Origin of the sequence: Mesorhizobium sp. B2-4-19, assembly GCF_006441315.1 — a bacterium.
Taxonomy (GTDB): Bacteria; Pseudomonadota; Alphaproteobacteria; order Rhizobiales; family Rhizobiaceae; genus Mesorhizobium.
Map to the genome: position 1 here is coordinate 194566 of NZ_VFUV01000004.1, position 14039 is coordinate 208604.

The following is a 14039-nucleotide window of genomic DNA, read 5'->3' on the forward strand; positions in this document are numbered from 1 at the left end:
CAACAAAAACCCGGCGATGATGGCGCCGGGTTTCTTTTGTCGTCAGATCGATCCGATCAGGTCAGCGATGCCGTGAAGCGCTGGATGCGCGTGCAGGCTTCCTCCAGCAAAGCGTCCGAGGTGGCGTAGGAGATGCGGAAGTTGGGGCCGAGGCCGAAGGCCGAGCCGAACACCACCGCCACGCCTTCCGCCTCGAGCAGTTCCGAGCAGAAGGCCTCGTCGGTGTCGATCACCTTGCCGGCCTTGGTCTTCTTGCCGATCAGCTGGGCGCAGGAGGGATAGACATAGAAGGCGCCTTCCGGCGACGGGCATGTGATGCCGCGCGCCTGGTTGAGCATCGAGACGACGAGGTCGCGCCGCCCTTGGAAGATCGCCTTGTTCCTGGCGATGAAGTCCTGCGGGCCGTTGAGCGCCTCGACGGAGGCCCATTGCGCGATGGTGCAGGCGCCCGAGGTCTGCTGGCCCTGGATCATGTCCATTGCCTTGATCAGCTGGACCGGACCGGCGGCATAGCCGATGCGCCAGCCGGTCATGGCATAGGCTTTCGACACACCGTTCATGGTCAGCGTGCGCTCATAGAGCTTTGGCTCGACCTCGGCGATGGTCTTGAAGACGAAGTCGCCATAGGTCAGGTGTTCGTACATGTCGTCGGTCAGCGTCCAGACATGCGGATGCTTCAACAGCACGTCTGCCAGCGCGCGCAGTTCGGCTTGCGTGTAGGCCGCGCCCGACGGGTTGGACGGCGAGTTCATCAGCAGCCATTTGGTCTTCGGCGTGATCGCCTTTTCCAGCACTTCGGGCGTCAGCTTGAAACCATTCTCGATCGAGGTGTCGGCGAACACCGACGTGCCGCCGCAGATCGCCACCATTTCGGGGTAGCTGACCCAGTAGGGGCGGGGGATGATGACCTCGTCGCCGGGGTTCAACGTCGCCATGAAGGCGTTGAACAGGATCTGCTTGCCGCCGGTGCCGACAATGGTCTGCTCTGGCTTGTAGTCGAGATTGTTCTCGCGCTTGAATTTTTTTGCGATCGCCTCGCGCAGCGGCACGATGCCCGAAACCGGCGGGTACTTGGTCTCGCCACGGCGGATGGCTTCGATCGCCGCATTCTTGATGTTGTCGGGCGTGTCGAAATCCGGTTCGCCGGCGCCGAGGCCGATAATGTCACGGCCGGCATTTTTCAGCTCGCGCGCTTTCTGCGTCACCGCGATGGTGGCGGAAGGCTTTACGCGGGAAAGGGTGTCGGCAAGAAAGGCCATGACCAGATATCTCTCCTTGAGAAGATCGGCGCGGCCAGGAACGGCCGCGGCGCTTCTCATGTCGCATGATTTCGCTCAGTGCAAGCTTTGTCGGCTGATCCAGACCTCAAGGAGCCGTGATTGCCACCTGCGAGCGGCAACAAAAAATTCATTAACGGGCGGTAAGGGCTTGAGTGGCAGGATCGCAATCCATTCCGCCATTTCGCGGAGCGAGGGACCCTTGTCACGCAGCGTCGGGCTTGCCCATATCATCCGTCATGATGACGGCACCTCGTCAGGTGTCTGGGGCATCTACGCGCTGCAGAGCGCCTTCCAGCCGATCTTCGCCTTCAACGAGGGCAAGCTGTCGATGGCCGCCTTCGAAGGGCTGATCCGGCCGTTTCGCGACGGCGAGCCGCAATCGCCGATGGTCTTTTTCTCGACCTGTCCAGCCGCCGAGCGCCTGCATATCGAGGCGCTGACCAGGACGTTGCATCTGCTCAATGCCGGCGCCTGCCTGCCGCAGGAGGCGTCTATTTTCGTCAATTTCGACCCGTCGGTGTTCACCGAACGGTCGATCGCCGACAATGCCTTGCGCGAAATGCGGCTGGTGCTGCACGAGGCCGGCATCGATCCGGGCCGCGTCGTGTGCGAGGTGACCGAGCAGAGATCGGCATCGCAGGAGACCCTGCACGGTTTTGTCGCCGCGCTCAGAGGCAACGGTTTTCGCATCGCCGTCGATGACTATGGCGCCGACGATTCCGACATCAACCGCGTCAAGGAATTGCGGCCCGACATCGTCAAGTTCGACGCCACCTGGATCACGCAACTGATGGAATCCGGCGCCGGCTTCGCGCTGTTGACGACGATGGTCAAAAGCTTTGAGGAACAAGGCATCCGCACGGTGTTCGAGGGCATCGAGGAAAGGTGGCAGCTGGAACTCGCCGAGAAATCCGGCGCTTCCATGGTCCAGGGTTTCGTGCTGGCGCGGCCGGAACTGGCGCCGACGAGTTTCCGTGTTTTCGGGAAAACTCCGGACCCGGTCGCGGCCGCAGGCGATTCGTCCACTGCCTCCACCGTCGCTCCGCGTACAGCGCGGCCGGCAAAAGCCTTCGGGCGAAGGATCGCGCCATGAGGCCCGAGCGGCGGCGCAATGTCGGCGAGGCGATCTTCGTCGACGAGATCGGCATCGAATACGGCGTCCACGGCGAGTTCCGCCTGCGCAGCGCCTACCAGCCGATCTTCGCGCCGCTTGGGCGATCGCTGCACGCGGTGGCGGTCGAGGGCCTGATCGAGCCGCACCGCGCCGGCAGGGCAGGGTCGGCGCGGGCGTTCTTCGAAAGCGTTGCCCCGGCGGACCAGCTGTTTGTCGAGACCATGTGCCGGGTGCTGCATCTCAGGAATTTCCACAATATCGGCGTCGACGGGCTCGATCTGTTCTTCAACTACAATCCGATGGTCAACGACCATTCCGGGCGGGTGCTGGCCGAGATCCGGCTGATGAGCCGGCATCTCGGCGAGCTCGGCCTCGCCCCAGGCATGCTGGTCTGCGAGATCACCGAACAGGCGGCGGACGACGCGCTTCTGGCCCGGCTGGTGCGTGAGATGCGGCATGACGGCATCCGTATCGCCATCGACGATTTCGGCACCGGCCATTCGACCGAGGAGCGGGTGAGCCTGCTTCAGCCCGACATCGTCAAGATCGATGGCGGCTGGTTCGCGCAGTTCTGCCGCCATGCCGCCGCCGAACGCTTCTTCCGCCCGCTGGTCTCCAGCCTGCACGACCGTGGCGCCAGGGTGCTAGTCGAAGGCATCGAGCAGCCCGTCCATCTGCGCGTCGCGCTCGACGGCGGCGTCGACCTGCTGCAGGGTTATCTCCTCGCCCGTCCGGCGCTGGCCGGCACCATCTTCAACGAAGAGCCGCTGTCAGTCGATGCTCTGCTGGGCAGGGAAAACAATGTCGTGCCGCTGTTCGGCTAGGGCATGCCGATATTCAGGCGTTCTCGGCTCGGCCTGACCTGAATCTCGACATGCCGTTGAGCGAGCGCTTTCACATATCAGCGCCGCTGATGGTCGCGCCAAAACAAATCATTGGTTGAAGGCACGGCGGCTGCGATAATCGCCTGGTCAAGGCAGCTCCGGGGACCGTCCATGATACTCTACAGCATGATCGACAGCGGCAATTGCTACAAGCCGCGCCTGCTGATGGCCAAGCTTGGCCTTGCCTTCACCACGATCGAGGTGAGTTCGCATACAGGCGACACGCGCAAAGCCGATTTCGTCGCCAAGAACCCGAACGCCATGGTGCCGCTGCTCGAACTCGACGACGGCCGCCGGCTGGCCGAGTCCAACGCCATACTGCTCTATCTCGCCGAAGGCACGCGCTTCCTGCCGGCGGACAAATATGAGCGTGGGCTCGCCTACCAATGGCTGTTCTTCGAGCAATACAGCCACGAGCCCTATATCGCCGTGCGCAAGGCGCTGCTGACCTTCCCCGAACGCGCCGGGGATGCGACGCCCGAGCGGCTGGCGATGACGCTGGAGCGCGGCCACAAGGCGCTCGGCGTGATGAATAGATATCTTGAGAACAACGCCTTCTTCGCCGGAAACGCCTTCAGCGTCGCCGACATGGCGCTCTACGCCTACACGCACACGGCCGAGCAGGGCGGCTTCCAGCTCGACGCCTATCCGGCTGTCATGGCCTGGCTTGGCCGTGTCGAGGCGGATCCGGGGCACGTGCCGATCGAGTGGGTTGGATAGGAAACCTTTGTCCTCACGCTCGTCGCTGCTTCTCGGCTCGCTCCGGACGGGGCGCGCCAACAGGCGCCACGCCCGGTCGGGCTGGCGGCCTCCGGCCGAGAAGCCACAGGTGGGACTATTGCGTTAGTTGCGGCACCCTAACCCCAGACAAACAAAAAGGCGGGATAAATCCCGCCTTCCCATGCTTGGTAGCCTGATCGGGAGCGTCCGGTCCGGGCTGGCAGCTATCTGCTGTTCCAGCTTGTCGGGTCTTTCCGCTCCGGGCGCGCTTCTCGCGCGACCGTCAGTACATCCGTGACTTGCCGCGCGCCCCGGGCTCTCGCCCGGCGCGCGCCATTCGCAAAATCAGGCTGCCTTGCTCAGAGATCCAGCGGACGACTTGCCAGTGCGGCGGTCCTGCTCGATCTCGAAGTTGATCTTCTGGCCTTCGACCAGGGTCGACAGTCCAGCGCGCTCGACAGCGGAGATGTGAACGAAAACGTCCGCGCCGCCCGCGTCAGGCTGGATGAAGCCGAAGCCCTTGGTGGCGTTGAACCACTTGACCGTTCCAGTTGCCATAAAAATAGTCCTTGCATTTGCTTTGGTTTGACCGAACCGAAGTCCAGCCGGTGTGCATCGAGATTTTGGAGATAGACGTCAGCAAACGCGAAGATCGCGAGGCCCGGATCGATCGGCCGAAATATCAATGGGGCTCATATAGGCTGCTTTCGTTCCAAAAACAAGACTGCGTGAGAAAGCCGTGATTGAGAACTGCCCAACCGCCGCCCCAATCTGGTGAAACCGTCGCGGCAGATCGCGCTGTCCGTGGGCGGCGGATCGGGGGAGGAGACCATGAAAACCATTGTGCTCGCCGTCTGTCTGACGCTGGTGGCCGCCGAGGCGCAGGCGATCTCGCGCTATGACCCGACGCATATGAGCTGCGGCAAGGTGCAGTCGACGATCGCCAGGCAAGGCGCGGTCATCCTGCGCTACCAGTCGAAGCGGGTGCCGGGGCTGCCGCTCTATGACCGCTATGTGCAGAGCCAGCAATTCTGCACCATGGGCGAGGTGAGGACGCGCGCCTATGTGCCGAGCGCCGACACCAAGTCCTGCCCGGTCTACAACTGCAAGCGGCCGGACAATGACCGGCATTTCCGCCGGCGATTTTTCCACAACAATTAGGGGCAGCGCCAATTAGGGCAGCGTCCGCGCCGGCGGTTCAGAACCCGAAGGATACCTGCGCCGGTGGGGGCGGGCCGACGCGCACGCCTTCCATGGCCAGCATCTTTTCCTTGGTGACGGAGCCGCCTGGCGCCGAGAAGCCACCGATCTTGCCGCCGGCCGCCAGGATGCGGTGGCAGGGGATGACCAGCGGCACGGGGTTGGCGCCAAGGGCGGCACCGGTTTCGCGCGGCAGACCGGAATGGCCCGCGCGCTTGGCGAGTTCGCCATAGGTGGTTGTCTCGCCATAGCTGAGTTTGCGTGCCGCGTCGTAGATGGCCAGGCGGAAATCGTCGACGCCGTCGAGATCGACCGGAACGTCGGAGAAATCGACGTCCTCGCCGGCGGCGTATGCCTCGATCGAGGCGATGAGCTCGACCACCCATGGCGGCTGGGCCGTCGAGGCGGAAACACCGGCATGGCGCATCAGCCGCCGCTCCACTGATTCACGACTGCGTTCGGGCAGGCAGAGCCGGATCAGGCCCTTTTCGCTCCAGGCGATGCCCATGAAACCGATCACTGTTTCTAACACTGCGTGGCCGGCTGTGATCGACGGTGTCGTTTCCATGATGCGCTCCTTTCCGCAAAGCGGCGAAATCCGGGATTCCTGCCGGTACATATCAGGAACAATATGGCATCACCGCCCGCGTCTCGCCACCCGAAAACCACCAGATGGCCCCGATTGCTACCCTGGAATCGCTGGTGTAAGGGATTTCTTAACACCCCGACGAACCGGACCCGAGCGCGGCTTGCCAGCAAAACAAACCCTTATCGCGATCGGCGTGATCGTGGCGGCAGCCGGCATCAGCGGCTGCACCTCGACCTCACAGATGAAAGCCGCGCCGTCCCTGACCGAAACCGCGACCGTTGCCGGCAGCGATGCCGGTTTCACCATACCGCTGCCGGAGACGGTTTCCGTGCTGCCGCAATCCTCCGGCATCGCCCCCGTCCAGACCGCCGAATTGACGCCTGGCGCAGCGACCGCGCCGGCGCTTGATCCCGTCGCCCAGCCGGCCGCGGCGACCGCCGCCTTTGCCGGCTCGACGCCGGCCGCACCCGCCGTGCCCGCTGTCATGACCGCCAACGCCTGGCAGGCGCCGCCACCGGCCAAGGCGGGCCAGCCCGTCAAGGCGGCGCAGGGGGCTCAGACCTACACCATCGCCGGGCTCATTGTGCCGGCGGTCGCCGGCAGCGGCCAGAAACTGCCAGGGGTGCAGCAGGCTGCCTATGTCGTGCCGCAGAACCCGGCTTCCCTTGTGCAGTTTCCCTCCGCGCCCGTTGGTCCGGCGCAGGAAGAGCACACCGGCGTACGCGGCGACGTCGACCGGCTGATCGTCAAATACGCCGCGCTCTACCAGGTGCCGGTCGATCTGGTGCGCCATGTCGTCAACCGCGAGAGCACCTTCAATCCCAAGGCCTACAACAATGGCCATTGGGGGCTGATGCAGATCAAGCACGCGACGGCGCGCGGCATGGGCTATGACGGCCCGGCCAAGGGCCTGTTCGACGCCGAGACCAATCTGAAATACGCGGTCAAATATCTGCGTGGCGCCTGGCTGGTGGCGGGCGGCAACGCCAAGAAGGCGGACTGGCTCTACCAGACCGGCTATTATTTCGACGCCAAGCGCAAGGGCCTGCTCGAGGCGACCGGCCTCGGTGTCGACCGCAGGCGGCATCCGCAGCCCGACGCCTGAGCGCGATGCCTGAACCGCGCCCGCCGGCCCTCAACGACATCCGGCTGCGCAAGCTTCTCGACGAGACGCTCGTTGCACCGCACTGGCCGGATGGTTTTGCCATGCGCTGCTTCGAGCCAGGCGACGCACGACCCCTTCATGCGCTGCTGAGCGAGGTGTTCGATGACGGCGCCGACGGCCCGTTCGACGAATGGTGGCCGCGCATATCGGACGATCCCGAATTCGACCCGGCGCTGTGCTTCCTCGTCATCGACGCCAAGGGCCGGCTGGCGGCGGCAGCGCTGTGCTGGACGTCTGCTTTCGTCAAGGATCTCGCCGTTCATCCCGAGGCGCGCGGCAAGGGCATCGGCGAGGCACTGATGTGGCAAGCCTTCGCCACCTTTCGCGACCGCGGCGCGGCCCATGTCGACCTCAAGACCAACACGGTCGAGAACGCCGCTGCGGTGCGGCTTTACGAGCGGCTGGGGATGCGGCCTGTTGCCTGGAAAGGGTAAGTGCGTTCAGGTGATGCCGACCTGCAAGCGTCGAACCCCTTCACTTCCGGTGCTCACCTCGTCAAGGACGCTCCGCTCCGGTTTTGGGAACCCAAAGCGTCGTTCCGCATTCAGGGATTGGGTGGGAATCTGACGAGCTGTTGACGCGCGGAGGTTTCCGTTGCCGGCTCCAAAGGGAGACCCGCCGCCGTGAAGCTTTTCCACGCATTTCTGGCGCTTGCGGCTGGTGTTGTGCTTTCGGCCGCTCCGGTGCACGCCGTCGACCTCTCGATCGTGTCGGGAGACACCGGCAACGGCATCAAGGTGCTTCGCGAGATACTCGACCGCTACGAGAAAGAGAGCGGCAACAAAGTTTCCATCGTCGTCCTGCCGCCGTCGACGACCGACCAGTTCGGCCTGTACAGACTGTGGCTTGCAGCCGGCAACAGCGATATCGACGTCTACCAGACCGACGTCATCTGGGCGCCGCAGCTCGCCAGCCAGCTCGTCGACCTGACCGCGGCGGCCAAGGATGTCGTCGGCGCCCATTTCCCGTCGATCATCCAGTCGCAGACCGTCAATGGCAAGCTCGTCGCCTTGCCGATCTTCACCGATGCGCCGGCGCTCTACTATCGCAAGGATCTCCTCGACAAATACGGCGCCAAGGTGCCGGCCACCTGGAAGGCGCTGGCCGACACCGCCAAGCTGGTCATGGACAAGGAACGCGCGGCCGGCAACAAGGACATCTGGGGCTTCGTCTTCCAGGGAAATGCTTATGAGGGACTGACCTGCAACGCGCTCGAATGGGCGATGTCGAACGGCGGCGGCCAGATCATCGAGCCGGACGGCACCGTCTCCATCAACAACCCGCAAGCGGCGGCCGCGTTCGACATGGCCAAGGGGTGGGTTGGAACGATATCGCCGCCTGGCGTGCTTGCCTATCAGGAAGAGGAATCGCGCGGCGTCTGGCAGACCGGCAACGCGGTCTTCATGCGCAACTGGCCGTATGCCTATGCGCTTGGCAACAGCGAAGCCTCGCCGATCAAGGGCAAATTCGACGTGGCGCCTTTGCCGGCCGGCACAGGTGAGGGCGCCCGGCCGGTCGCGACGCTGGGTGGCTGGAACCTCGCGGTCTCCAAATATTCCAAGCACACCGACGCGGCGATCGAGCTGGTCAAGTTCATCGCCTCGCCAGAAATGCAGAAATACCGGACGCTCAAGACATCCAACCTGCCGACCATCCAGGCGCTCTATGACGATGCCGACATTGCCAGGCAACAGCCGATCGTGCCGCGCTGGAAACAGATATTCCTCAACGCGGTGCCGCGTCCCTCCGCCACCGTCAAGATCAAATACAACGAAGCATCGAGTCAGTTCTGGACGGCGGTGCACAACACCTTGTCCGGCGAAGGCAGCGCCGCCGACAATCTGGCCGACCTCGAAGCGAGACTGACGAAGCTGAAAGGCAAGGGCTGGTGAGCGTCACGCCTGTGAAGCGATCGCGACTGATGGCGCAGCGCGTGCGCTCGGCATGGCTGTTCCTGGCGCCGATGCTCCTGGTGCTGGCCGCCGTCGCCGGCTGGCCGCTTGCCCGCACCGTCTATTTCAGCTTCACCGACGCCTCGCTGGCGGATCTCGATGCCCGCCGATTTGTCGGCTTCGACAATTATTTCTCGGTGCTGCGCCTGCCGAGCGGCCGGGTGATCCATGACGGGCTGCTCGTCGACCCGGTGTGGTGGCGCGCCGTCTGGAACACGGTGCGCTTCACGGTGATTTCGGTGACCTGCGAGACGATCCTCGGCACGATCGTCGCCCTGGTGCTCAACGCCCAGTTCGCCGGCCGCGGCATCGTCAGGGCGGCGGTCCTCATCCCGTGGGCGATCCCGACGATCGTTTCGGCCAAGATGTGGCAATGGATGCTCAACGACCAGTTCGGCATCATCAATGTCGTGCTGGTCAACCTTGGCCTGATCGGCGGCAAGATCGCCTGGACGGCCAGCGCCGACACGGCGATGGTGGCCGTCCTCATCGTCGACATCTGGAAGACGACACCGTTCATGGCGCTGCTGATCCTTGCAGCACTGCAGATGCTGCCGGGCGAGATAATCGAGGTCGCCAAGCTCGATGGCGCCAATCCGTGGCAGATCTTCTGGCGGGTGACCTTGCCGCTGATCCGCCCGGCGGTGATGGTGGCCGTGATCTTCCGCGCGCTCGACGCGCTGCGCATCTTCGACCTGATCTACGTGCTGACGCCCAACAATGTGCACACCAAGTCGATGTCGGTGTTCGCCCGCGAGAACCTGTTCGAGTTCGACAAGTTCGCCTATGGCTCCGCCGCCTCGACCTTGTTTTTCCTGATCCTGGCCCTGCTTTCCATCGCCTATATCCGGATCGGCCGGATCAGCCTGGACGGAGGCCGCTGACATGCGGATCCTGAAGCGCACGGCCTTCTACCTGCTGGTCGCGGTGATCGTCTTCGTCGCGGTGTTCCCGTTCTACTACGCCGTCGTCACCAGCCTGAAATCGGGAACCGAGCTGTTCCAGGCCGACCTCTGGCCGAAGACGCCAAGCCTCGCCAACTACCGCAACGTGCTGACCGAAGGCAGCTTCGTGCGCAACCTGGTGAATTCGCTGGTCGTCTCGAGCGCGGTCGTCCTGATCTCGCTGCTGCTCGGCGTCACCGCCGCTTACGCGCTGGCGCGCATCCGCTTCCGCGGCCGCTCGGCGCTGCTGCTCGCCATCCTGTCGGTCTCGATGTTCCCACAGGTGGCGGTGCTGGCCGGGCTGTTCGAACTGGTGCGCATGTTCGGCCTCTACAATTCGCTGTTGGCGCTGATCTTCTCCTACATGATCTTCACCTTGCCGTTCACCGTCTGGGTTCTCACCGCCTTCGTACGCGACCTGCCGGTCGAGGTCGAGGAGGCGGCGATCCTGGACGGCGCCACGCCATGGATCATCATCACGCGGATCTTCCTGCCGCTGATGTGGCCGGCGCTGGCCACCACCGGGCTCCTGGCCTTCATCGGTGCGTGGAACGAGTTCCTGTTTGCCCTGACCTTCACCTCCAACAATGCGCAGCGGACCGTGCCGGTGGCGATCGCGCTGCTTTCCGGCAACTCGCAGTTCGAGATCCCGTGGGGCAACATCATGGCCGCATCGGTGATCGTCACCGTGCCGCTGGTGGTGCTGGTGCTGATCTTCCAGCGCAAGATCGTCTCCGGCCTCACCGCCGGCGGAGTCAAGGGGTGACACGGGATGGGTTCCCTGGGCAGATCTGGAAAGGAACTGTCCACCAAAGCGGCAGGCCGCACCTTGCCCGCATTCACCCGGTTGCTAGGTTTCCCCCTGGGGAGCTTTGTTGAAACCGGAGGAGACATGATGCGGCTTCCGCTCGCCAGCCTTGCCACCCTCATCCTTGCGATTCCGCTCCCGGCCGGCGCCGCGCGGGCCGCCGACTGCGCCAACGCGCAGGACCAGACGACCATGAACCAATGCGCCGGCAAGGATTTCGACGCGGCCGACAAGAAGCTCAACGACGCCTACAAGCAGATCGAGAGCCGGCTGAAGGACAATGCGGCGTCGAAGAAATTGCTGGTCGACGCACAGCGCGCGTGGGTCGCCTTCCGCGACGCCGAATGCAAGTTCCAGGGTGGTCCGATCGACCAGGCGGGTACCGTCTATCCGATGGTCGTCGCCAATTGCCAGACGGCGCTCACCAACGATCGGCTGAAGGATTTCCAGACCTATCTCAACTGCCCTGAAGGCGAGTTGAACTGCCCGGTGCCGACGGCGCAGTAGCGTTCGTCCATCCCATCGGGAAGATATGCCCCTCCCGTCGCCGGCGGCGTGCAAAAATGTCGGGACCGATTGTCGCCAAACGTCCTTGGGTCGCAGAGCAACAGCGCCGGGACGCCGGCGCCGACTTAAGGGAGCCGATCATGATCACCTTTCCCAACGAATCCGCCAGATACCGCACCGCCCGCGAAAAGCTGCTGAAGAAGGAAATCGAGCTGCGCCGCGCCATGGAAGCCGTGGCCGAGGCGCGGCGGGCGCTGCCGCCGGGCGGGCTGATCCGCCAGGACTATGTCTTCGATGCGCTCGATGCCGACGGCAGGCCGGCGAAGACAAAACTGTCGGAGCTGTTCGCGCCGGGCAAGGATACGCTCATCCTCTACCAGATGATGTTTCCGCGCCATCCCCAGGAAACGCGCGACGTGGCGACATCGGGCGGCACGGCCAAGCTCGCCCGACCGGACCAGCCATGCCCGTCATGCACGGCGCTGCTCGACCAGTGGGACGGCGCCGTCGGCCATCTCGAAGCCGCCGGCTTCAACTTTGTCGTGGTGGCCAAGACGGCATTGGAAAACCTGGTCACGCTTGGCCGCGATCGCGGCTGGAAGAACATGCGGCTGGTGTCGTCGGCCGCCAACAGCTTCAAGCGCGACTACAATGCCGAGGACGCCGACGGCGCGCAGATCCCGCTGCTGTCGGTGTTTCACCGAGATGGCGACGGCATCAGGCATTTCTGGTCGTCCGAGCTCGGCTTCGCGCCGCCGGAGCCCGGCCAGGACCCGCGCGCCATCGGCACCTGCGAGATCCTGTGGAACCTGATGGATTTTACCCCGCAAGGCCGGCCGGATTGGCATGAGCAGCTGCAGTATGGGGCGGGGTGTTGTCACTGACATCAGGACGTTTCGGCTTCAGTCGCCGCGCTTCGGCTTGGAATGCTTTTCGGCAAGTGGTCGCTATCCCGCCTGCTCGATGAGTCAGGCGGGGCTCGTGCCTGCTTCGGCCGGAACATCGGCAGGCCCACTGCATTGATAGGAAACGGTTTCGACCCCCTTCACGGATTCGAAATGCGACCGACAGTTGGCAGCCTGTGGGACCTGGTGCGAGAAAGCGTGGTTGGCTTTGTCAACGACAATGCCCTTAGCCATGGCGCGGCGATGGCCTTTTATGCCGCTACGTCGCTGGCCCCGGTTCTGATAATTGTCATCGCGATAGCAGGCATTGCGTTTGGGCATGACGCAGCGCAGCTGGCTTTGTCTGCTCAGATCTCGGGACTGATGGGTTCAGAAAGTGCGGCGCTCCTTCAAACCGCGCTCGAAGGGGCATCCAGCAAATCATCGGGGACCTTGGCGGCCATCATCGGCATGGCCACTTTGCTCGTCACCGCCTCCGCGGTGTTTGGCGAGATGCAGCAGGCCCTGAATGCAATATGGAAGGTTGAAGCGAAAGGGAGTTCGCTGTCGCGGCTCTTGCGCGCCCGTGCGGCAAGTCTTGGCCTGGTCGCCGCCCTCGGCTTTATGTTGCTGGTCTCTTTGGTGGCGAGCGCGGCGATCTCGGCTTTGGGCAGCGTGATCAGCGCTCAATTGCCGTTCGGCGAATTTGTTCTGAGCGCGATCAACACCCTGATATCCTTTGTCCTGATCACCGTGATGTTTGCCGCGATCTACAAAGTCCTGCCGGATCGTGCCTTGGAATGGCGCGATGTCTGGTTCGGTGCTGTCGTGACCGCCGCTCTGTTCACATTGGGGAAGTCGCTTATCGGTTGGTATATCGGCACAAGTGCAATCGCTTCCTCATATGGCGCGGCCGGAGGGCTGCTCATCATACTGCTCTGGGTCTACTATTCATCACAAATCTTTCTACTCGGTGCGGAGTTGACCCGCGCCTATTCCGTTCGGCATGGCAGCAGGTCCGACCTGTACGGGCTGGTTCACAATGCTCCAGAAAACCTTGTTTCAATTCGCCGCGGGACCGGCGCTTCGGGCGTCGTCGCGTTGTTGGCGGTGGCGTGCGTGAGCGCAACGATGACGACCTTCCTGCTGGGGCCTCGCCGCCCGTAGAGGAGCGGTCACGCTGCAATCGTGAGGCCGCGTTCATCCCTTCCCGGGCGGGAAAAGGGGCGCGTCGGCAACCTCACCGCCCCTGCCGCGTTGGGCCTTCGAGGACACCTCTCACGGAGCGTTTCGATGAAACCGCATCTCGCCACCGCCATGCTGGCCCTTCTGGCCGGAACGCCTTCAGCCTTTTCCCAACAGCCGTCCAGCGACGTGCCGCCTGTCTCTGAGAACAAGGTCGACGCCGAAACCTTCACCAGGACCCTGGTCAGCGCCAACCGCTTCGAGATCGAAAGCAGCAAGCTGGCCGAGAAAAAAGGCGTCGCGGCGGATGTGAAGGATTTCGCCGGGCTGATGGTAAAGGACCACACCAAGGTCGGCGAAGATTTCAAGGCGGCGCTTGAAAAGAGCCAGACCACGGCGTCCGTCACCCCCGAAGGGCCGCCGCTGCTGCCGAACGACCAGGCGATGCTCGACCAGCTCAAGGCGCTCGACGGCGACGCCTTCCAGGCCAAATACATCACCTTGCAGACGCAGGCGCACAAGCAGGCCGTGGCGATGGTTTCCACCTATGCGCAGTCCGGCGACGACCCGGCGCTGAAGGAATTCGCCAAGAAGACGCTGGAAACGCTGAAGATGCACGAGATGCATTTGAAGGATTTGGCGGCGGTGCATTAGGGCGCGGCTTGACCAGTCAGGCCATCCTCCTGGATCTTTGGAGCCGTCTTTCGCTTCTTCATTCAGGTGCGGAGAAGGAACGTAGCGACGCGGTGCTTCGACGACTTCCGACGGTTGTCCGGCAAACCCACTGCCGCCATGTGGCTCTTTTGC

General features: G+C 63.6%; 16 protein-coding genes. 13 read left to right on the top strand and 3 right to left on the bottom strand.

Going from position 1 to position 14039, the window contains the following annotated elements; genetic code table 11:
- Window positions 1–56: 56 nt before the first annotated feature.
- Window positions 57–1259, bottom strand: a complete 1203-nt coding sequence (locus FJ546_RS09470; protein WP_095773722.1) for a pyridoxal phosphate-dependent aminotransferase — start codon at window positions 1257–1259, stop codon at window positions 57–59.
- Window positions 1260–1479: 220 nt separating this feature from the next.
- On the opposite strand from FJ546_RS09470, the gene FJ546_RS09475 reads away from it, so the two are divergent.
- From FJ546_RS09475 to FJ546_RS09485, 3 genes are all read left to right on the top strand, one after another.
- A complete protein-coding gene (locus FJ546_RS09475) occupies window positions 1480–2373 on the top strand; it encodes an EAL domain-containing protein (protein ID WP_140889080.1) in 894 nt (297 codons plus the stop codon).
- Window positions 2370–3218, top strand: coding sequence for an EAL domain-containing protein (locus FJ546_RS09480; RefSeq protein ID WP_140889081.1), 849 nt, complete (start codon window positions 2370–2372; stop codon window positions 3216–3218). Before FJ546_RS09475 ends, FJ546_RS09480 begins: the two co-directional genes overlap by 4 nt.
- 171 nt (window positions 3219–3389) lie before the next feature.
- Window positions 3390–3998, top strand: a complete 609-nt coding sequence (locus FJ546_RS09485) for a glutathione S-transferase family protein (RefSeq protein WP_140889082.1) — start codon at window positions 3390–3392, stop codon at window positions 3996–3998.
- Window positions 3999–4343: 345 nt separating this feature from the next.
- Here FJ546_RS09485 and FJ546_RS09490 read toward each other — a convergent pair whose 3' ends face one another.
- Window positions 4344–4556 (bottom strand): cold-shock protein, encoded by a 213-nt coding sequence (locus FJ546_RS09490; protein WP_010910991.1) that lies wholly within the window; start codon window positions 4554–4556, stop codon window positions 4344–4346.
- Between the two features lie 273 nt (window positions 4557–4829).
- Here FJ546_RS09490 and FJ546_RS09495 point away from each other — a divergent pair, with 273 nt between their 5' ends.
- On the top strand, window positions 4830–5159 hold the full coding sequence (locus FJ546_RS09495; RefSeq protein ID WP_140889083.1) for a hypothetical protein: 330 nt from the start codon (window positions 4830–4832) through the stop codon (window positions 5157–5159).
- A 37-nt stretch (window positions 5160–5196) separates the two neighbouring features.
- Here the strand turns inward: FJ546_RS09495 and FJ546_RS09500 are convergent, their stop codons facing one another.
- Window positions 5197–5766, bottom strand: a complete 570-nt coding sequence (locus FJ546_RS09500; protein WP_140889084.1) for a methylated-DNA--[protein]-cysteine S-methyltransferase — start codon at window positions 5764–5766, stop codon at window positions 5197–5199.
- A 181-nt stretch (window positions 5767–5947) separates the two neighbouring features.
- Here FJ546_RS09500 and FJ546_RS09505 point away from each other — a divergent pair, with 181 nt between their 5' ends.
- The 9 genes from FJ546_RS09505 (at window position 5948) to FJ546_RS09545 (ending at window position 13886) form a co-directional block, all read left to right on the top strand.
- A complete protein-coding gene (locus tag FJ546_RS09505) occupies window positions 5948–6892 on the top strand; it encodes a lytic transglycosylase domain-containing protein (RefSeq protein WP_140889085.1) in 945 nt (314 codons plus the stop codon).
- Between the two features lie 5 nt (window positions 6893–6897).
- Window positions 6898–7386, top strand: a complete 489-nt coding sequence (locus tag FJ546_RS09510; protein WP_140889086.1) for a GNAT family N-acetyltransferase — start codon at window positions 6898–6900, stop codon at window positions 7384–7386.
- A 189-nt stretch (window positions 7387–7575) separates the two neighbouring features.
- On the top strand, window positions 7576–8844 hold the full coding sequence (locus FJ546_RS09515; RefSeq protein WP_140889087.1) for an ABC transporter substrate-binding protein: 1269 nt from the start codon (window positions 7576–7578) through the stop codon (window positions 8842–8844).
- A 29-nt stretch (window positions 8845–8873) separates the two neighbouring features.
- Window positions 8874–9788, top strand: a complete 915-nt coding sequence (locus tag FJ546_RS09520) for a sugar ABC transporter permease (protein WP_140889275.1) — start codon at window positions 8874–8876, stop codon at window positions 9786–9788.
- A gap of 1 nt (window position 9789) precedes the next feature.
- Window positions 9790–10614, top strand: coding sequence for a carbohydrate ABC transporter permease (locus FJ546_RS09525; protein WP_140889088.1), 825 nt, complete (start codon window positions 9790–9792; stop codon window positions 10612–10614).
- Between the two features lie 126 nt (window positions 10615–10740).
- Window positions 10741–11163 (top strand): lysozyme inhibitor LprI family protein, encoded by a 423-nt coding sequence (locus FJ546_RS09530; RefSeq protein ID WP_140889089.1) that lies wholly within the window; start codon window positions 10741–10743, stop codon window positions 11161–11163.
- 140 nt (window positions 11164–11303) lie between these two features.
- Window positions 11304–12047 (top strand): DUF899 family protein, encoded by a 744-nt coding sequence (locus FJ546_RS09535; RefSeq protein ID WP_140889090.1) that lies wholly within the window; start codon window positions 11304–11306, stop codon window positions 12045–12047.
- 174 nt (window positions 12048–12221) lie between these two features.
- Window positions 12222–13214 carry a YihY/virulence factor BrkB family protein gene (locus FJ546_RS09540; RefSeq protein ID WP_140889091.1) on the top strand — a complete coding sequence of 331 codons (993 nt, stop codon included), beginning with the start codon at window positions 12222–12224 and terminating at the stop codon, window positions 13212–13214.
- 126 nt (window positions 13215–13340) lie between these two features.
- Entirely contained in the window at window positions 13341–13886 is a 546-nt protein-coding gene (locus tag FJ546_RS09545) for a DUF4142 domain-containing protein (RefSeq protein ID WP_140889092.1), read from the top strand.
- The last annotated feature ends 153 nt before the right edge of the window (window positions 13887–14039 follow it).

What these genes read in the sequence shown, in the direction of transcription:
- FJ546_RS09525 (WP_140889088.1), top strand. Translation starts at nt 9,790, where the DNA reads ATGCGGATCCTGAAGCGCACGGCCTTCTACCTGCTGGTCGCGGTGATC.
- FJ546_RS09485 (WP_140889082.1), top strand. Translation starts at nt 3,390, where the DNA reads ATGATACTCTACAGCATGATCGACAGCGGCAATTGCTACAAGCCGCGC.
- FJ546_RS09490 (WP_010910991.1), bottom strand. Translation starts at nt 4,556, where the DNA reads ATGGCAACTGGAACGGTCAAGTGGTTCAACGCCACCAAGGGCTTCGGC.
- FJ546_RS09520 (WP_140889275.1), top strand. Translation starts at nt 8,874, where the DNA reads ATGGCGCAGCGCGTGCGCTCGGCATGGCTGTTCCTGGCGCCGATGCTC.
- FJ546_RS09510 (WP_140889086.1), top strand. Translation starts at nt 6,898, where the DNA reads ATGCCTGAACCGCGCCCGCCGGCCCTCAACGACATCCGGCTGCGCAAG.
- FJ546_RS09545 (WP_140889092.1), top strand. Translation starts at nt 13,341, where the DNA reads ATGAAACCGCATCTCGCCACCGCCATGCTGGCCCTTCTGGCCGGAACG.
- FJ546_RS09540 (WP_140889091.1), top strand. Translation starts at nt 12,222, where the DNA reads ATGCGACCGACAGTTGGCAGCCTGTGGGACCTGGTGCGAGAAAGCGTG.
- FJ546_RS09470 (WP_095773722.1), bottom strand. Translation starts at nt 1,259, where the DNA reads ATGGCCTTTCTTGCCGACACCCTTTCCCGCGTAAAGCCTTCCGCCACC.
- FJ546_RS09535 (WP_140889090.1), top strand. Translation starts at nt 11,304, where the DNA reads ATGATCACCTTTCCCAACGAATCCGCCAGATACCGCACCGCCCGCGAA.
- FJ546_RS09495 (WP_140889083.1), top strand. Translation starts at nt 4,830, where the DNA reads ATGAAAACCATTGTGCTCGCCGTCTGTCTGACGCTGGTGGCCGCCGAG.
- FJ546_RS09480 (WP_140889081.1), top strand. Translation starts at nt 2,370, where the DNA reads ATGAGGCCCGAGCGGCGGCGCAATGTCGGCGAGGCGATCTTCGTCGAC.
- FJ546_RS09500 (WP_140889084.1), bottom strand. Translation starts at nt 5,766, where the DNA reads ATGGAAACGACACCGTCGATCACAGCCGGCCACGCAGTGTTAGAAACA.
- FJ546_RS09530 (WP_140889089.1), top strand. Translation starts at nt 10,741, where the DNA reads ATGATGCGGCTTCCGCTCGCCAGCCTTGCCACCCTCATCCTTGCGATT.